Genomic DNA, 14,714 nt, shown 5'->3' on the forward strand with positions numbered 1-14,714 from the left:
AACCATTCATCTATCACATAGTGCAGGTAGATATTGGCAAGTATTGACGATACGATTGACCCTTGGGGACATCCGCACACATTGTCGGATATCTGTTTACCCTCGATAACGGGTGCCGTTATTAAGACCTTGATGAGTCTGAGGAAACGGCGATCTGATATCTTCTTCCGCAGTAAATTCATCAACTCAATATGAGGTATCGTGTTAAAGTACTGTCGGATGTCAATTTCCACAACCGCCCCATTCCAGTTACGGTATGTTTGCTGTTGTAGTGCCTTTAATGCCGCATGACAATTTAATCCCGGCCGAAACCCGTATGAACACGGCAGAAACAGCGGCTCATAAATTTGGCTGAGAATATCACTGACCGCAAGTTGCACCAGTTTGTCCTCTATGCACGAAATTGCCAGTGGCCGTTGACTACCATCCTCTTTCGGGATCTGCGTGATTCTGGCGGCTTTCGGGCGATACGTCCCTCTGCGTATTCGCAGGATGAGATTGTGAATATTCCCATCAAGATGTTCACCGTATGCGGATTTTGTCATGCGATCAATACCTACCGCTTTATTCCCGTCAAGCCGTAGGAATTGTCCTTTCAGCATGTCACTGTTCAGCAGATGCCCTAAATTATTGAACACTTGCTGTTTGTTACAGGCTGATTTCTTGCCTATACGCTCAAGTTTTGTTAACCATGGTTGTCCGTCGTTGCTGTGTACGGTCATTGTTTCCCTCTCACGTTCGATCTGTCTGCCAGCCCTTCGCTCCGCGATCATTACTCGTTTCATTACTACTATGGCTGACTCCGACTTCCTGATACCCATCTCTCAGGCCTTGTGTTTTGGCACTTGTGCCCGATATACTCATTCCCTTGAGAGGTGTCAGGATCTCCTGGGTTCCGCACTGTTCTCTACAGACTCGCCGACGCCTGAGACTCCGGTGTGTGCTTCTGACTGGAAAAAAAAAAAAATCGCCAGTGTGCCCATTCAGAAACTATTGCCTGCTGGTTCGACGATACCATCGGCACAACACAATCAGTGAATTTCGGAGTTATCACGTTCACCTATTGGTTTCGGCTCGAATGTTTCGCTGTCTACGCTTCATCTCCTTTGTTACCGCCGGAGATGCAAGACTCGCTACGTAGTGATCTGGCTAATCTTCTACGACGGGACTTTCACCCGCAAGAAACAGTGCAGCTTTTCCCAGCGCACCATCAACTTCACAGATAAGCTGGACTTCATTTCCCTCAAGAGGAAGGTTGGTCACATTTTTCGGGGAGAGTTTTTTAACGTGCGAATGACGGTGTTAATCCCTATCTTCAGTACACGAGCGGTATCACGAACACCGGAGTTATTCACTGCCATATCAATAATTTGCTCTTTCATGCCGGGATAACAGGCTTGATAGGCATAGTTCAGTTGAAAGGTTTTACGGCAGGCATAGCAGTGATAGCGGGGATGACCAGTACGTCCTTTTCCATGCCCTTTAACCTCGTCTGTTTTATGACAGTAACGACAAACCACATCCACTTTAGCCATCTCTCACTCCATAATAAAAAGCAGGGAGTTTATCACAATATCTAATCATTGAGAGCATGACCCACTTCTTCCATCTTAGTTGCTGCATGATCTGTTTGTTCAGTTCCGGGATAACGGTATAGCCGCCCTCTGAGGGTACGCCAGTAGACAAGGTGCGGGTTTCGCCCGTCACAATATAGTGGCGCAGTTCGTCATTACTGAGCTTTTCACTGGTCGGCTGGGTTTTACCTGCCTGATTGCGTTCTTCATCAGATAATGCCTCATAACGGGCGATTTCGGCATTGAGTGAATCAGACTGAGTGCGCAGTTCGTCGAACTGTTTGGCTTCACCCGTATTGAGTGAGCGCTTTTCGTCTTCGGCTTTGGTGAGCAGTGAGCGCATTTGCTGGGTTAAATCGGCTTTTTGCTGGCGTAATTCGAATTGTTTTTTCATGGTGTTTTTTTATATTAATTTGTTTTTAATGGGATATATTTAACAGCATGAAAAATAATAATAAAGAAGGATTACTACGGTGTTTAATCACACAATAGTAAAAAGCCTCTGAAATGTTGAGGCTAAATAAACGGAAATAAGATAATGGATAATTTACTGTCACTTATCTTTGATGCTTAGTATGATTTTTGGTTTTTCAAGACTAAACCATGGCGAAAAAATATAACACTCTTTATCATTTCTCCTTAAATACGCTGTATTTGGTTTTATTTCTCCACAATCAGATGTAGCATAAGCATCTATTCTAAGGGCTATATTAAGCAATGGATTACATATATAATAGAGTGGAACAATCAAAGGAAGTGTAATTATAAGAATGGAAATTGAATTATTAGATAGCCTTACAAATGGATAATTGTTTATTTTTTCAATCCAGCTACCAGGAAGAAATTGAGATAAAAAATAAATTAACACACTAATAATAGAAGATATAAAAACCCATACAATAAGAAAAGAAAAAAATAAAGAAATTTGAAAAATTATACTTATTAACCAAGGTGAGTATATTAGATAATCACTCTCAATTTCAAAGCTATAGTTTAAACATTTAATACTGATAATATAGGAAATAGATAATATTATTAACTGATAAAACTTTTTGAAATATTTATTCAATATATTTTTTATGTTACCCCACTCTGGAATAAGGCCTATAAAACCACCTAAGAATATGATTCCGTACGCCACCCACACATAGCCACAGTATATGCTTACGAAAGATATAAAATATAAAAATAATGTAGCTAAAAAATTATATCGTCGCTGTCTTTTATCATTGACACTATTCACTTTCACCCTCTAAATTATAAATAAATTTTTTCATTTTAAAAGCATAAAGAATGACGATAAAAATCGCCATTCTTCTAAAATTATTTATCTTTTACTTTTATAGTAAATGTTTTATTAAATTCTTTCCCTGGATACATTGTACCAAAAGTAAACCCTCCTACTTTTACTTTTATTAGCTCTGTTTTCTTTGGAAGACCAGTTATATTAATATGATGGTAATCATATGTTATCTCTTCTTTTCCCTCCCATTGAAAAATATCCTTCTTTGGACTCCATTTTAATCCTGAATCAACAGGGTGAATGCTTACAAAAACACTAGTCTCATCAAGTGCACCACCAGTTATGGTGAATGATGCTTGATATGGTTCGTTTATTACTGCATCAGGAAGAAACTCTGATTTTGGTAAAATTTTTGGTGTTGGGTTTCCACAACCATAAAGAAAAAAAATAAAAATAATTAGTATCTTTTTCATATTATTTTAGTGGTTTAAAAACCAATCCTCCGAATACATGATTTGTAACATAATCTAATGATTTTTTATTTTTTATTTGAGGCTCAACTTTTCCCCATGAAAACAGCTTTAGATTTACAGGTTGGCTAAGATCGGAGTTATTTGTTATATATTCTCCCTGAGAATTTTTAACTGCACCTTCCCAAACAATCCAATGGTTTTTTCCTGATGATTCACCATCATAACCTTTTAACATTCCTGCTGAAATTAAAGTAGCGACACGATAACCATTACGGCAATAATCACTAAGAGTTACTAAGTCATTTAAATTACAACGTGATAAACCAACATTACTGAATACTTTTTCGTAACCTGCTTTTTCAAACCAATCTGACAGTGACCACCATGCAGTAATTCCAGAGGTTTGATAATCAACCTTATCATAACTCAGTATCATATTTTCTGAGTCTCTTAGGCTTGCCAATGTTACCCAATCTAGACCTGAAATCTTTTCATATTCTCGATTTTCATATGTGTAATGAAATGATCCTTTAGGATGACGACAACCATCACCCGGTTTGATTTCTAATTCACCTATTTTAGTTCTGCCATATTCCCATAATTCACGAGCTGCTTGCTCATAAATATCCGGTCTGTCCATTTGTAAGCTGTAAAAAAGTGATGCAGGTCCACATAAACTAGCCCACCCTTGTCTTGGATAATTTCTTTTCGACAACCTATTCTGAATTTCCGATTCAAATTTATTTTTTTCAAATGGATCATCAGTATGACCAATTGGATATTCTTCCGCAATAAACGCCCTTTCAGGAATAGACAGTTTTAATTCAACGGTATTATCACCTTCACTGACAGGTTTTGTTTCGATCGTGCTTTCAAAGTAACAGGCATTTTCTCGTTTTTTATCTGAGCAGGCTTTACCTGCTACGAATTCACCCAATGTATACATCTTTTTAAAAGGGGCTTGCAATGCCTGAATCGTATTTGAACCATGTTTGCGGTAAAGCATGATTTGCATAATATACGTCACGGAAAGATCATCATCTGTTTCTTCAGTGACATGCTGTTGAGTTTCATAATTGCTTTGTAATTGTGCCTGAAAAATATCAAGTAATATATGATGATTTCCTTTTGCGTCCTTACGATAAATGATTAAATCATACAGTAGGTTTTCGGCAGGTAAATTTGATTCTATTTTTGTGTAGACGGTATAAGTCGGCATGATATTAATCCTTTAAAATATGAAAACTCAGGTTCTTTTTGTCATCAGTAAGATGCCATTGGGTATAACCTTGTTTATCCGTTTTTCCTTCTTTTATCTGACCATCCGGCAGGCAAACACGATACTTACGTTCAGTTAAAAGATTGCCGTCATCATCCACACAACGATAGCGGGCATGATGTTTAGCGGGTTTTACCGGAGTCTCTTCAACCAGCGGCTTCTTAAGCGGCTTAACATTCGAAAACCCGGATAAAAGTGGCCTGCCTTCTTCACGCCCGGCTAATTGTGTAATGCTGTAGCCCGAAGTCCCTGCAGCAATATGCTGACATGAGATAGATTTATAATCGAGCATCACCACTTCATGGGGTATTGAGCCGTTATCATTAATGGAATGGGGATAATTATAGGTCAGATCAACGATTGTCGCGCCTGTCAGTTTAATTTCGTAAAAGAGTTCCAGTTGCCCCATCGGGCTTGTCCGGTAGTGCATAAAGCGCGCTTCCAGCAATTCGTTGCCGTCAATTGCCATTGCTAACAGCGGTGAGGATTTATCAATGGGTTTGGTAAAGCTGACAGGGTGATGATGTGCATTCTGGTCGCGGCTCACTGAATGGCTGACACTCAGTACCTGTATTTCATCTTCCCGGCCTGTCTGATAGCGGTTTCCAATGGATTCAGGCGTTGAACATCCCGCTGAAATTAATCCCTGTTTCTTGCCTTTTAGTGATAAGTAGATGACGTGTGACATCTTGTCTCCTGTGATCTGACTTCCGATAAATATCGAATGAATGAAACAAGATACAACAGGATTATTTATGGATTCAAGTATGCGTAAAAGTCCATCAATGAAATTGTAATTAACGTCTATTCTTAAACAAAATCAGACAATTACATCATTTAAATTTCAGGTAATACCAAATCAGCTCAATACCTTATTTTACTATCTCCCATTTATCCGACTTTTATTTACCTACCAGAGATACCCCCCTATAAATCTTTTTCACCCTCTCAGTTATGCACCCTCTGCACATTTCCTTCAAATCCTTTCTACATCAGGGTTTGCGTCAATTAATATGATATTCATTAACTGTAACTCCTATTCATCCCTTTTTAACTCTAATGAAGAGAATGTATATTTGATGTATAGCTAAGAAATAACTATACATCTATTATTTTATTTTAAATACAGTTAGATATTTAAAATGGTGTATGGAATGCAGACTAAAACCTAAAAAGTTTATAGAGGGGATTTAAATTCCCTACATTCAGGAACGGACGGCAACCATTCTTCAGCTTCTTCCGATAACTCAACGTTATAAGCGTAACCTTTCTTGGTTCGCACTTTCCGATACTCCTTTTTGTACTCCAGCATAATTTTAGGCAGTGATTCGCCGAACTTGGTCAGTGTGAGCGGGCGTTCAAAACCGTGTGCTTCCATAAAAGAGAGGTAAGCATGATACAGGTACATTCTCGGTGCGCGTGGGCTGATGTTCTTATTGCCCATCTTCATCCCAGTTGCATCATTAACAGACACCAGATAACCGCAAAAACGATACAACGGATCAGAATTGCTTTTCACCGTTAATGCCTCGTTAGAATCGCGTTGCGCCTGTAGCAGCTTTTTAGCCTTGTTCTGGTCGGCAAATTCCGTTAATAGATGACGAATAATGACAGGGAGTTCCCGGCTGATTTTCTCCGACAAGTGTGGATCTTTCCCTGACTCTTTAACCGGAATGTTAAACGGAAATATCACCCTTCGCCGTGCAATGCCGCCATTGCGTTCGGTAAAGCTCATCGGCTCGTTGTTGGTTGCCAGTACGACAGCTTTAATCACGGTTGAGAATTGTTTCTCATATTTCCCGCCTACTTCAATCAGATCACCGCCTGTAACAGCCTTAATGCCTGCCCCTTCACCGACATATTTAACCTGATCGGGCAACGTAATCAGGCTCTTGCCCACAAACTGATATCGGCCTCTCGCCTCGTCCAGTGCCCGCATATTGCCACTGGCGGTATTGTGTCCCCCCGCCAATAAAATCGCAATATAAGTAAACACACTTTTTCCGCTCCCCCCTTCACCGGTGACTTCAATAAAAAGCTGCCAGTCATAACGGTTCGCCAAAATCATAAACAGAGCGGCTTTGATGCGATTCATTTTATGTTCATTGCTTCCCGCAGCATGAGATAACCAGCGGTAAAAGTCAGGCGCGTGATCTGGCAGGTTTTCACCCATCACAGGTGGCGTAAAGGCAATGCCATTATGATTGACGAGCCAGTGTTCTGGCTGGTGAGGGGTAAATTGTTGTGTCGACAAATCATACACGCCATTACGAAAGCCGATTAAATCCTGCCATTGTTCGCCGAGCACTGGCACTTGTAATTTCATGGCACAGATAGCGTTATTGATCCCGTTCGGACTGTAAGGGGTTTGGTGCTGGTCGAAGATTGCCACCATTGCCCGACGCAACGCGTTATCTGATACGGTTTCCCATGTTGTACCGTTATAGTGGTAAACCATTTCGCTATCCGGGTTTACCGCTACGTTGCCGTAGCGTTCAACCAGCAACGCACCGCGCTGACTAGCTGCCATTTGTGCCAGATTGTTATTGGCCTTTTTGGGCTTCGCTTCTTGGATAACTGCCGCTTCTATTTCCATGAGTTTTTTCTCCCCAACCTGATATAACCCGTTACTGAATGCCTGCTTTGCTGCCTTAATGCCGTAATGCTGGCGATAATCATCCCAATCAGACTTGTGTTCTGTTGGCGGTAATGTGATCCACCCGTCGATAGCTTTGGCTATCTTCTCTGCTGTAATCTTGCCGACGTTCTTCTTGGGTTTGCCCTTGTCGTCTAATTCACCCAATTCATGCCAATCATTGTCAGCCGCCAGAATGATTTTTGCTGTCGGCCACCGCTCTCTCACCAGTCCGGCAACCGTCGATAAATTACCCTCATCCAGCGCAGCCAGCACCAAGCCCTCATGCAATTGGCTGACGGTTAAGGCCGTTGCATAGCCCTCAGCAATAATGATCGCGTCCGGCGTTCCGGTGATGGGCGATAAGGGGATAAAACTCCCCTTTTTCTTCGAGCCGGGCACAAAGCGCTTTTCACCACTCGGCTTAATGACCTGAGCACCGGTGATTGTGCCGTCCAGTGCCTGAGTGACCAGTACTAAAGAGCCATCTTTCGATAATCGCTGATCGGGGCATTGCAGCCCCTTTTTCACCAGATATTGGGATTCACCCGTAACAGAGTTAGCAACCAGTGCTGCAATGCGCTCTGAAATCGGCTTTGCGGCTCGCGCCTGTTCTTCGGCGGTTTGGGATTCAGGCAAGGGAATTACCAGCACATCGGCAACTAATTTAGCCGCTGCATAAACAGTGATCCCTTTGGTTCTCGCCACTAAATCTAGCCCGTCACCGTAATTAGGCTTATCGCACTGGCGGCAATGCCAATCACCATGATGGTTATCATCGATAAAATGAAAACGATCAGTACCACCGCATATTGGGCAAGCGCCATGCTTCCCCTTTAACGGAACATCAATACCACAGGCAGGCAACAACAGTTGCCAGTGATTGGCGGCGGACAGCTTCACTGCACGAATAACATCAATTGGGTGGCTTTTGGCATTATTATTTCCCTGACTCATGATTACTCGTCCTCACCATTAACCGCCACATAAAGCGCATGATAAACTTCCTGATTGATATCACAGGCCAGCGAAAGCAAATCATGCAACTCTTCTGAACAGTGTTGGCTGGACTGTTCAAGAATAACCTCATATAAAGAGGTACACAAACCCGCCCGAAATGAGGACTGGCCTAATGGATCTATTTCCCGACGTGCAAAGCAATTGACTAATTTATCCACTGGGTTCTGTGGGATATGTTTCAACAGGTCGCGGTAAATCTCCTGATGAACGCCGTGTGCCAGTACAATCAGGTTATTTAAGTTGGTTTCGCAACGTTCATCTTTAGCTTTTTTGGTAATGAACGTGAAAAGTGAAATTCCCAAACTTGTACGATGTAGCGCTTGTTTTAGTGAGATGGGTTTATTGCTCATGGTGTTCCTCCTGAACGGAGGTCAAGCGCATAGGGAAGATTTTAGGCAAACGGGCTTTGCCCTTTCCGGTAAGAAAGGTATATTGATACATAGCTACCTCGATACTGTTGTTATCGTTGGTTGTTAGCCCTCGTTCGGTGTTGGTAGCACTGTTCGGGGGCGTTGATTTTATAGGTTTCATCATGTTAAGGTGACCACCTATTAAAGGTAAGGCTAATTCAATAGGTGACCACTTGTCAACAATTAAACGAGACAAAAGCCCAAAGGGTGATGGGCAATCCCCACAATTTAGAATGCGTATAACTCCAGAACTGAAAGAACAGTTTGAAGATGCAGCTCTAAAATCTGGAATGAGCCTAGCGAACTGGCTTAAGACTTTGGGACGTAATGAACTAGAACGTTTAGGAATTAAACCTAAAAACTGAGCTGAACATATTTTACTAATTCGGTTCATCGGTTTCTTTATTCTAAAAAATAATTATTCCAAGGGTGATGAATTTAATATCACCCTTTTATTTTGTTTCTTATTTTAAGCTGTCTGAAAACGGCGAGTTGAAATTAAATAACCATCAAGATCGGATTTAAAATAAATAACCTTACGGCCTATCTTGTGATATGGAATTTTTTCTTTTCCGGTATGCGCCCAATTAGCGAGAGTTTGAGAAGTAACACCAAGATAAGCAGCGGCTTCTGCTCTGGTGAATTTATCTAAAATTGCTGAGGTAGAATGTATTTTCATTTTTATCACTATGTATTATTGATTATCAGTAGTGATAGATTACATATAAACAGCAAGCTGAAATAGTCATTCACCTTGTATAACACAACGTACAGAAAAGAATAATAATCATTATATATTAGGATATAAACCGAACAAATAAAATTCAAATTGTTCGGTTATTATTCAATTAATCAGTTTCAGGTTTCTTGTTCTGATAAGTGAAACAGGATTTTTTGCTTATCTTCATCACGCATCCCCGCCAGCATTGAAATAATCCTTTGATCTAAAGCCGCAACGCTTTTAATTATTCCTGCATGTTCTAAAATCGCTTTTTCAATCTTTCTGGCTGGTTCGCGTAATTCATCTGCATTGAAATGCAAATAGCCTTGAGTTACATCGGCGCTACGTAGCGTTTTATGATTCATTAGACGTTTTAATATATAGCTACCTACTCCCACTAATTCAGCGATGCTACCAAAAGTACGGCGTACATCATGGCATTGAAATTCGATAGGTTGTAAATTGCCCGAACTATGTGCTGGAACTGTGGCCTGTATAACTTGGCTGATTACTCGTCTTGGTTCTTTGATTTCCCCACCTTTAGGACTCGGAAAAACAAATAAATTACTATCTTTTCGTAACTCCATTTGCCTCTGAAAGATAGTTAACAATGTGTCTGTAATAGGCAATTCCAACGGATCGCCATTTTTAGTTTCATCTATCCAGAAATATTGCCCTTCTAAATCTACCCTATCCCATTGAAGGCCAAATATCTCAGAACGCCGCAATCCAGTGAAAAGAGCAACATTTAGTGCATCACAAACAGAAACCGCCATCATATCTAAATTTTCAATACTTATTTGGCGAACAGATTCGAGAGCCGATAACCAGCGCCCTAAATCATGATTCCTGATTCTGTTTGTGCGTCTGGTTATACCGTTCCATTGCCTTTTAGTACTTAAAACCGTTGTAGGAGGATCGGGTAAAATTGTTTTCCCTTCTGAATCACGAAAATGATCTTGTGCGAATCGATACACTGCCCTGAAATATCTTGCCCATAAATCAGCACCGGATTTCGAACCCTTAGCAACCTTTGGGTGTAAAAGGCTGACTTTATCACCAAACCAAATACCACCCTTAGTAATATCTTTATGCCGTTTTTCCACCATTACGCGGGTAATGTTGGCAATAGGTATTGATAGCCAGTCACCAGAATAATTAAGTAACGCCGCTCGATATTGTTTCTTTGTGGCTTCTTTAATTTTAGTATCACGGTTAGCCAGATATGCTTCAAAAGCTGATTGCAACGTAGTTTTGGCGAAAGCTTCTTCTTTACGTAAATTATTGGGGTTTTTACCTGTTACAGCAACCTCGCGCAAAACTTCAAGTGCTTGCGTTCTTGCCAGTTCGACACTTAGATCAGGAAAACGTCCCAATGTTGAACGATAGAATTTTCCGTCACGTTTTCTCACCACACAGAAAGATTTCGAACCCGAAGCTCCTATACGCAATCTTAATCCATTTATCACACTGTCTCTGTACTCAGATTGTTTTCCTGATTCCGGTATAGGTAACGCTTCAATTGCTGTTTTTGTGAATTTAAATGCCGTCAAAATATCACCTGTTGACTCAAAATTGTGAAAATCAATTGGTTTGATAAGAATCCTAGGATACCGATAGGATACCAGAGAGGGGTAAAAACAGGAAATTTTGAGTAATTAGAGGTAATCGTAATATATTGATAATTTACTGTTTTTATAAAATAAGTAGTTTTAGTTATTTCATTTAGTCGTAACTCTTAATCAATTGGTCGGGAGTTCGAGCCTCCCACGACCCACCAATTAAATCAATAGGTTACATGATTATTGTTCTGTCATTAACTACTGCTTGGGACGTAGATGAGACGTGACTGTTAAAAATCGTATCTATTTGCTTCACATGTTCGGTTAAATGTGCGCGTAACGCCTTACCATCTCAATTGATTCCCAACCGCCCATTTCCTGCAAAATTGATAATGGAACACCTGATTGCACCAACCAGCTAGCCCATGTATGCCGTAGATCGTGAAACCGAAAATTTTCTATCCCTGCCCTTTTCAATGCAGAGTTCCATGATCTATTATTATCAACACGCATTTTCCTGATTGTTGGCGTCATGGTTCCATCACTTCGCCGTGATGCTATTTTATGCACGAACACCCATCTGTGATGGTTGCCAATCTGATCACGGAGAACTTGGCAGGCAGTATCATTCAAAGCGACCCCTATCGCTTTCCCCGACTTACTGTCTTCAGGGTTCACCCACCCACTTGAATTAAGCCAATGTCCATATATCGGGTTAATAGTATCGCAGTTTTATTCCTTAATTTCAGTGATGAGTCATTTAGAAAAAAACAAACCGGTGTTGGCTATCCGGGGAAATTCTTATAGTACGATTTTTTCCGAATTATGAGGCGATCCCTTAATCAAAAATATTCGTGTTCAAACCAAAATTTGTCAGTTTTTAGTAGCCCAGTCCCTTGAGCGTCTCTGAAGAAAATCAATCAAAGCACGTACCTTAGCGGAAATGTGGCGGGTATTAGGATAAACCGCATACACGCCCTGTAAAGGGAAATGGTAATCGTGCAACAAATGTTGCAGTTCCCCGCTTGCTAGAGCAGGCCGGACGAGCCATTCCGGTAGCAGCGCAACACCACAGCCTTCTAGTATGAAACTCATCAGCGCAGAAGCACTGTCAGTTGAGAACCTGACGGGTCCAGTGATGGAAAAATCGATCTTCTGTTGTTCAGGACCTGTTACTTGCCAGCGCAGAGGGGACTGGAGACGAGTATGAATAACCCATTCTGCTTTACCTAATGTATTAAGCGAATCTATTGGGTTATTTTTAATCCATTTCGGCGCAGCTACTGGGATTATTGAAAAGTTGTCTATTAGCGCTGCGTGATAACTGGAATCAGCTAACTTGCCAAGACGAATGGCAACGTCAAAGTGCTCTGAAATAAGATCGGCATGATAGGAAGACGAAACGTGGTGAATACTCAGCTCAGGGTGTGCCTGCCCGAATGCCACTAAAGCGGGGATGATCATTGTAGTGCCATATTCTGGTGTGCTGGTTATTCGTAACTCACCACAAAATCCTCTATGACTGAATTGCACATCGTTCACAATATCTTCTGTTTCTTTTAGAAGATGAACACTGCGCAGGTAAAAATCCTCCCCCGCTTGCGTAAGTGCTAGACGTCTGGTAGTGCGTAACAACAACGACACACCAAGCTCTGCCTCCAGTTGCCGGATGTTAAAACTAACTACTGCCTTCGTTTGTCTGAGCGTGGTGGCTGCTGATGTGAAACTCCCCGCCTCTACTACGGCTACAAACATTGCTACACGTTGTAAATTGAGCATAAATCCCCCACTTACTGTCAAATATTTTTTGACAGTGTATCACTGCGGTAGCTCTTTATCCTTCCCATTACCGGCATTATATTATTCATTTTTAACAGGGAAGAGAGTATGAATTATCGTAGTAAAGTTGCGATCGTCTACCTTCTTGGCTTTTTCCTCGACTTAGTAAATATGTTTATCTCCAATGTCGCTTATCCCACTATAGGTAAGGAACTGCATGTTTCCGTGGCAGAGTTAGCATGGATCAGTCATGGCTACCTATGTGGGCTTACGCTTATTATCCCTCTCAGTGCATGGTTGACACAGCGTGCAGGTGCTCGGCGGGTGTTTTTACTTTCGTTAGCCTTATTTGCGCTGGGAACAGCAGCATCTGGATTTGCACAGTCACTTGAGGAACTGGTTTTTTGTCGAGTTGTGCAGGGCATTGGCGGTGGACTGTTGATACCAGTCGGTCAGGCGTTGACATGGCAGCTTTATGCAAAACATGAGCGAGCTAAACTTTCATCTGCAATTATGTTGGTAGCGCTACTAGCCCCTGCACTATCCCCTGCCTTGGGTGGTGTGCTGGTTCAAACGCTCAACTGGCGCTGGGTGTTCTTTGCCAGTCTGCCGCTAACCCTGCTGACACTGATACTGGCTTCCATATGGTTACAGGGCGGGGTCACTTCTGAAAAAAATAAAGCTCTCGATTTCTCTGGTCTTATAATTGGATGTGCTGGCCTATTTCTCATTTTACTCGGAATGACAAAAATGAGTGAAGCGGGAAGCCTTGCAAAAGGCACGATACTTTTCTTATCAGGTATCATTCTGCTGGTTTTTTTCATTATTCGCAGTAGTCGGCATTCTGCACCACTTTTCAGTGTTCATCTCCTTTCTGACCCATTAATGCGCTTCTCAATGCTGGTTTATCAGTTCGTGCCTGGCCTGTTTATGGGAGTAAGTTTGGTTGGTGTCATTTATCTACAGACATTTCTCGGTATGTCCGCCGCTGAGACAGGAGCATTAATGATTCCCTGGTCACTGGCTTCGTTTCTAGCAATCACGGTTACAGGCAAAACATTTAACCGCTTAGGACCACGGCCACTCATCATGACCGGTTGTCTGCTACAGGCGATAGGCATTTTGTTACTTTCGGTGGTGACCCACGACGGGCAGAACTACCTGTTAGTGACGGCTTTTGCACTGATGGGGATGGGGGGAAGTTTGTGTAGCAGCACCGCCCAGAGTAGTGCTTTCCTTGAGGTATCAGCCACAGCCATGCCTGAAGCAAGTGCATTGTGGAACATAAACCGTCAGCTCAGTTTCTGCTTTGGTGTCGCGCTGTTGAGCCTGCTACTCAATCTGTTTATTAACCATCTTGCACTGCGACAGGCTTATATGTGGACATTTTATACAGCAGCAGCCGGTACTCTTATTCCACTCCTGCTCAGCTTAAGTATTAATAATCGGAATATAACACTGAATCTTTTATCATCAGAAGAAAATAACTAATGAACCATTATATTAATGAAATATTAGAGGCTCATGTTGCCATTGAGAACTGGCTTGGCAAAGGTGAAGGAGACGTGCAGACACTCCTTGACCGTTTCAGTCAGGATTATTCAATGATCACGATAACAGGCGCGATGCTTGATCATGAGTCTCTGAGCCGTTTTTTTGTTGCTAAATGTGCAAGCCGCCCTGGATTACATATTGTCGTGGATTCGCTGTCTGTCTTAGAAGAGTGGGAGAATGGAGCTATAATTTTATATCGTGAACAGCAGACCGAGCCCGACAAAGAGACCACAATTCGCTGGTCAACCGCTGTCTTTAATCTTCATGCAGATACACCTGTCTGGCTTCATTTGCACGAAACATTACAGCCAAACAATCCAGATTAAATAAATAATTATGGGAATCAGGTTACCATCCTCTTTATTTAAAACATAGTGAACTTGAGATTCGTATAGTACATGACATAGCCGCCCATGTTTTTTCAGTAAAGTACGGACGGCTACGACGTCATCGCAAACAAGTCC

Annotated in this window: 14 protein-coding genes and 3 pseudogenes; 3 read left to right on the forward strand and 14 right to left on the reverse strand. The window is 41.7% G+C overall.

The features are described 5' to 3' along the window. From Xedl_RS13415 to Xedl_RS33645, 10 genes and pseudogenes are all read right to left on the reverse strand, one after another. Positions 1–722, reverse strand: a 722-nt coding sequence (locus Xedl_RS13415; protein WP_244149716.1) for a reverse transcriptase domain-containing protein, incomplete at its 3' end; no start/stop codon positions are given. Positions 723–1,209: 487 nt separating this feature from the next. Further along, positions 1,210–1,535, reverse strand: a pseudogene (locus Xedl_RS13425) (IS1 family transposase); the annotation flags it as partial. A 73-nt stretch (positions 1,536–1,608) separates the two neighbouring features. After that, a pseudogene (locus Xedl_RS13430) lies at positions 1,609–1,968 on the reverse strand (phage major capsid protein); the annotation flags it as partial. A gap of 159 nt (positions 1,969–2,127) precedes the next feature. Further along, complete coding sequence (locus Xedl_RS13435; RefSeq protein WP_074024347.1) at positions 2,128–2,817, reverse strand: hypothetical protein; 690 nt, start codon at positions 2,815–2,817, stop codon at positions 2,128–2,130. Between the two features lie 80 nt (positions 2,818–2,897). Next, on the reverse strand, positions 2,898–3,290 hold the full coding sequence (locus Xedl_RS33635; RefSeq protein WP_244149717.1) for a hypothetical protein: 393 nt from the start codon (positions 3,288–3,290) through the stop codon (positions 2,898–2,900). A 1-nt stretch (position 3,291) separates the two neighbouring features. Beyond that, positions 3,292–4,509, reverse strand: coding sequence for a hypothetical protein (locus Xedl_RS13445; protein WP_074024348.1), 1,218 nt, complete (start codon positions 4,507–4,509; stop codon positions 3,292–3,294). Between the two features lie 4 nt (positions 4,510–4,513). Continuing rightward, on the reverse strand, positions 4,514–5,257 hold the full coding sequence (locus Xedl_RS13450; protein WP_074024349.1) for an Hcp family type VI secretion system effector: 744 nt from the start codon (positions 5,255–5,257) through the stop codon (positions 4,514–4,516). A gap of 489 nt (positions 5,258–5,746) precedes the next feature. After that, a complete protein-coding gene (locus Xedl_RS13460) occupies positions 5,747–8,161 on the reverse strand; it encodes a primase-like DNA-binding domain-containing protein (RefSeq protein WP_074024350.1) in 2,415 nt (804 codons plus the stop codon). Positions 8,162–8,163: 2 nt separating this feature from the next. Further along, positions 8,164–8,574 carry a hypothetical protein gene (locus Xedl_RS33640; protein ID WP_244149718.1) on the reverse strand — a complete coding sequence of 137 codons (411 nt, stop codon included), beginning with the start codon at positions 8,572–8,574 and terminating at the stop codon, positions 8,164–8,166. Further along, positions 8,564–8,758 (reverse strand): hypothetical protein, encoded by a 195-nt coding sequence (locus Xedl_RS33645; RefSeq protein ID WP_074024351.1) that lies wholly within the window; start codon positions 8,756–8,758, stop codon positions 8,564–8,566. The genes Xedl_RS33640 and Xedl_RS33645 overlap by 11 nt, the downstream gene beginning before the upstream one ends. Before the next feature lie 49 nt (positions 8,759–8,807). Between Xedl_RS33645 and Xedl_RS39335 the strand changes: the two genes are divergently transcribed. Then, entirely contained in the window at positions 8,808–8,999 is a 192-nt protein-coding gene (locus Xedl_RS39335) for a hypothetical protein (RefSeq protein WP_074024352.1), read from the forward strand. Between the two features lie 104 nt (positions 9,000–9,103). Here Xedl_RS39335 and Xedl_RS13480 read toward each other — a convergent pair whose 3' ends face one another. From Xedl_RS13480 to Xedl_RS13495, 4 genes and pseudogenes are all read right to left on the reverse strand, one after another. After that, positions 9,104–9,313, reverse strand: a complete 210-nt coding sequence (locus Xedl_RS13480) for a helix-turn-helix domain-containing protein (RefSeq protein WP_074024353.1) — start codon at positions 9,311–9,313, stop codon at positions 9,104–9,106. 179 nt (positions 9,314–9,492) lie between these two features. Continuing rightward, positions 9,493–10,908 carry a tyrosine-type recombinase/integrase gene (locus Xedl_RS13485; protein ID WP_074024354.1) on the reverse strand — a complete coding sequence of 472 codons (1,416 nt, stop codon included), beginning with the start codon at positions 10,906–10,908 and terminating at the stop codon, positions 9,493–9,495. A gap of 241 nt (positions 10,909–11,149) precedes the next feature. Further along, positions 11,150–11,598, reverse strand: a pseudogene (locus tag Xedl_RS13490) (site-specific integrase); the annotation flags it as partial. Between the two features lie 192 nt (positions 11,599–11,790). Then, on the reverse strand, positions 11,791–12,696 hold the full coding sequence (locus Xedl_RS13495; protein WP_074024355.1) for a LysR family transcriptional regulator: 906 nt from the start codon (positions 12,694–12,696) through the stop codon (positions 11,791–11,793). A gap of 108 nt (positions 12,697–12,804) precedes the next feature. Here Xedl_RS13495 and Xedl_RS13500 point away from each other — a divergent pair, with 108 nt between their 5' ends. Next, complete coding sequence (locus Xedl_RS13500; RefSeq protein WP_074024356.1) at positions 12,805–14,187, forward strand: MFS transporter; 1,383 nt, start codon at positions 12,805–12,807, stop codon at positions 14,185–14,187. Then, positions 14,187–14,576: a DUF4440 domain-containing protein gene (locus tag Xedl_RS13505; protein WP_074024357.1), complete on the forward strand. Its 390-nt coding sequence runs from the start codon at positions 14,187–14,189 to the stop codon at positions 14,574–14,576. Before Xedl_RS13500 ends, Xedl_RS13505 begins: the two co-directional genes overlap by 1 nt. The last annotated feature ends 138 nt before the right edge of the window (positions 14,577–14,714 follow it).

The organism is Xenorhabdus eapokensis (assembly GCF_001908105.1).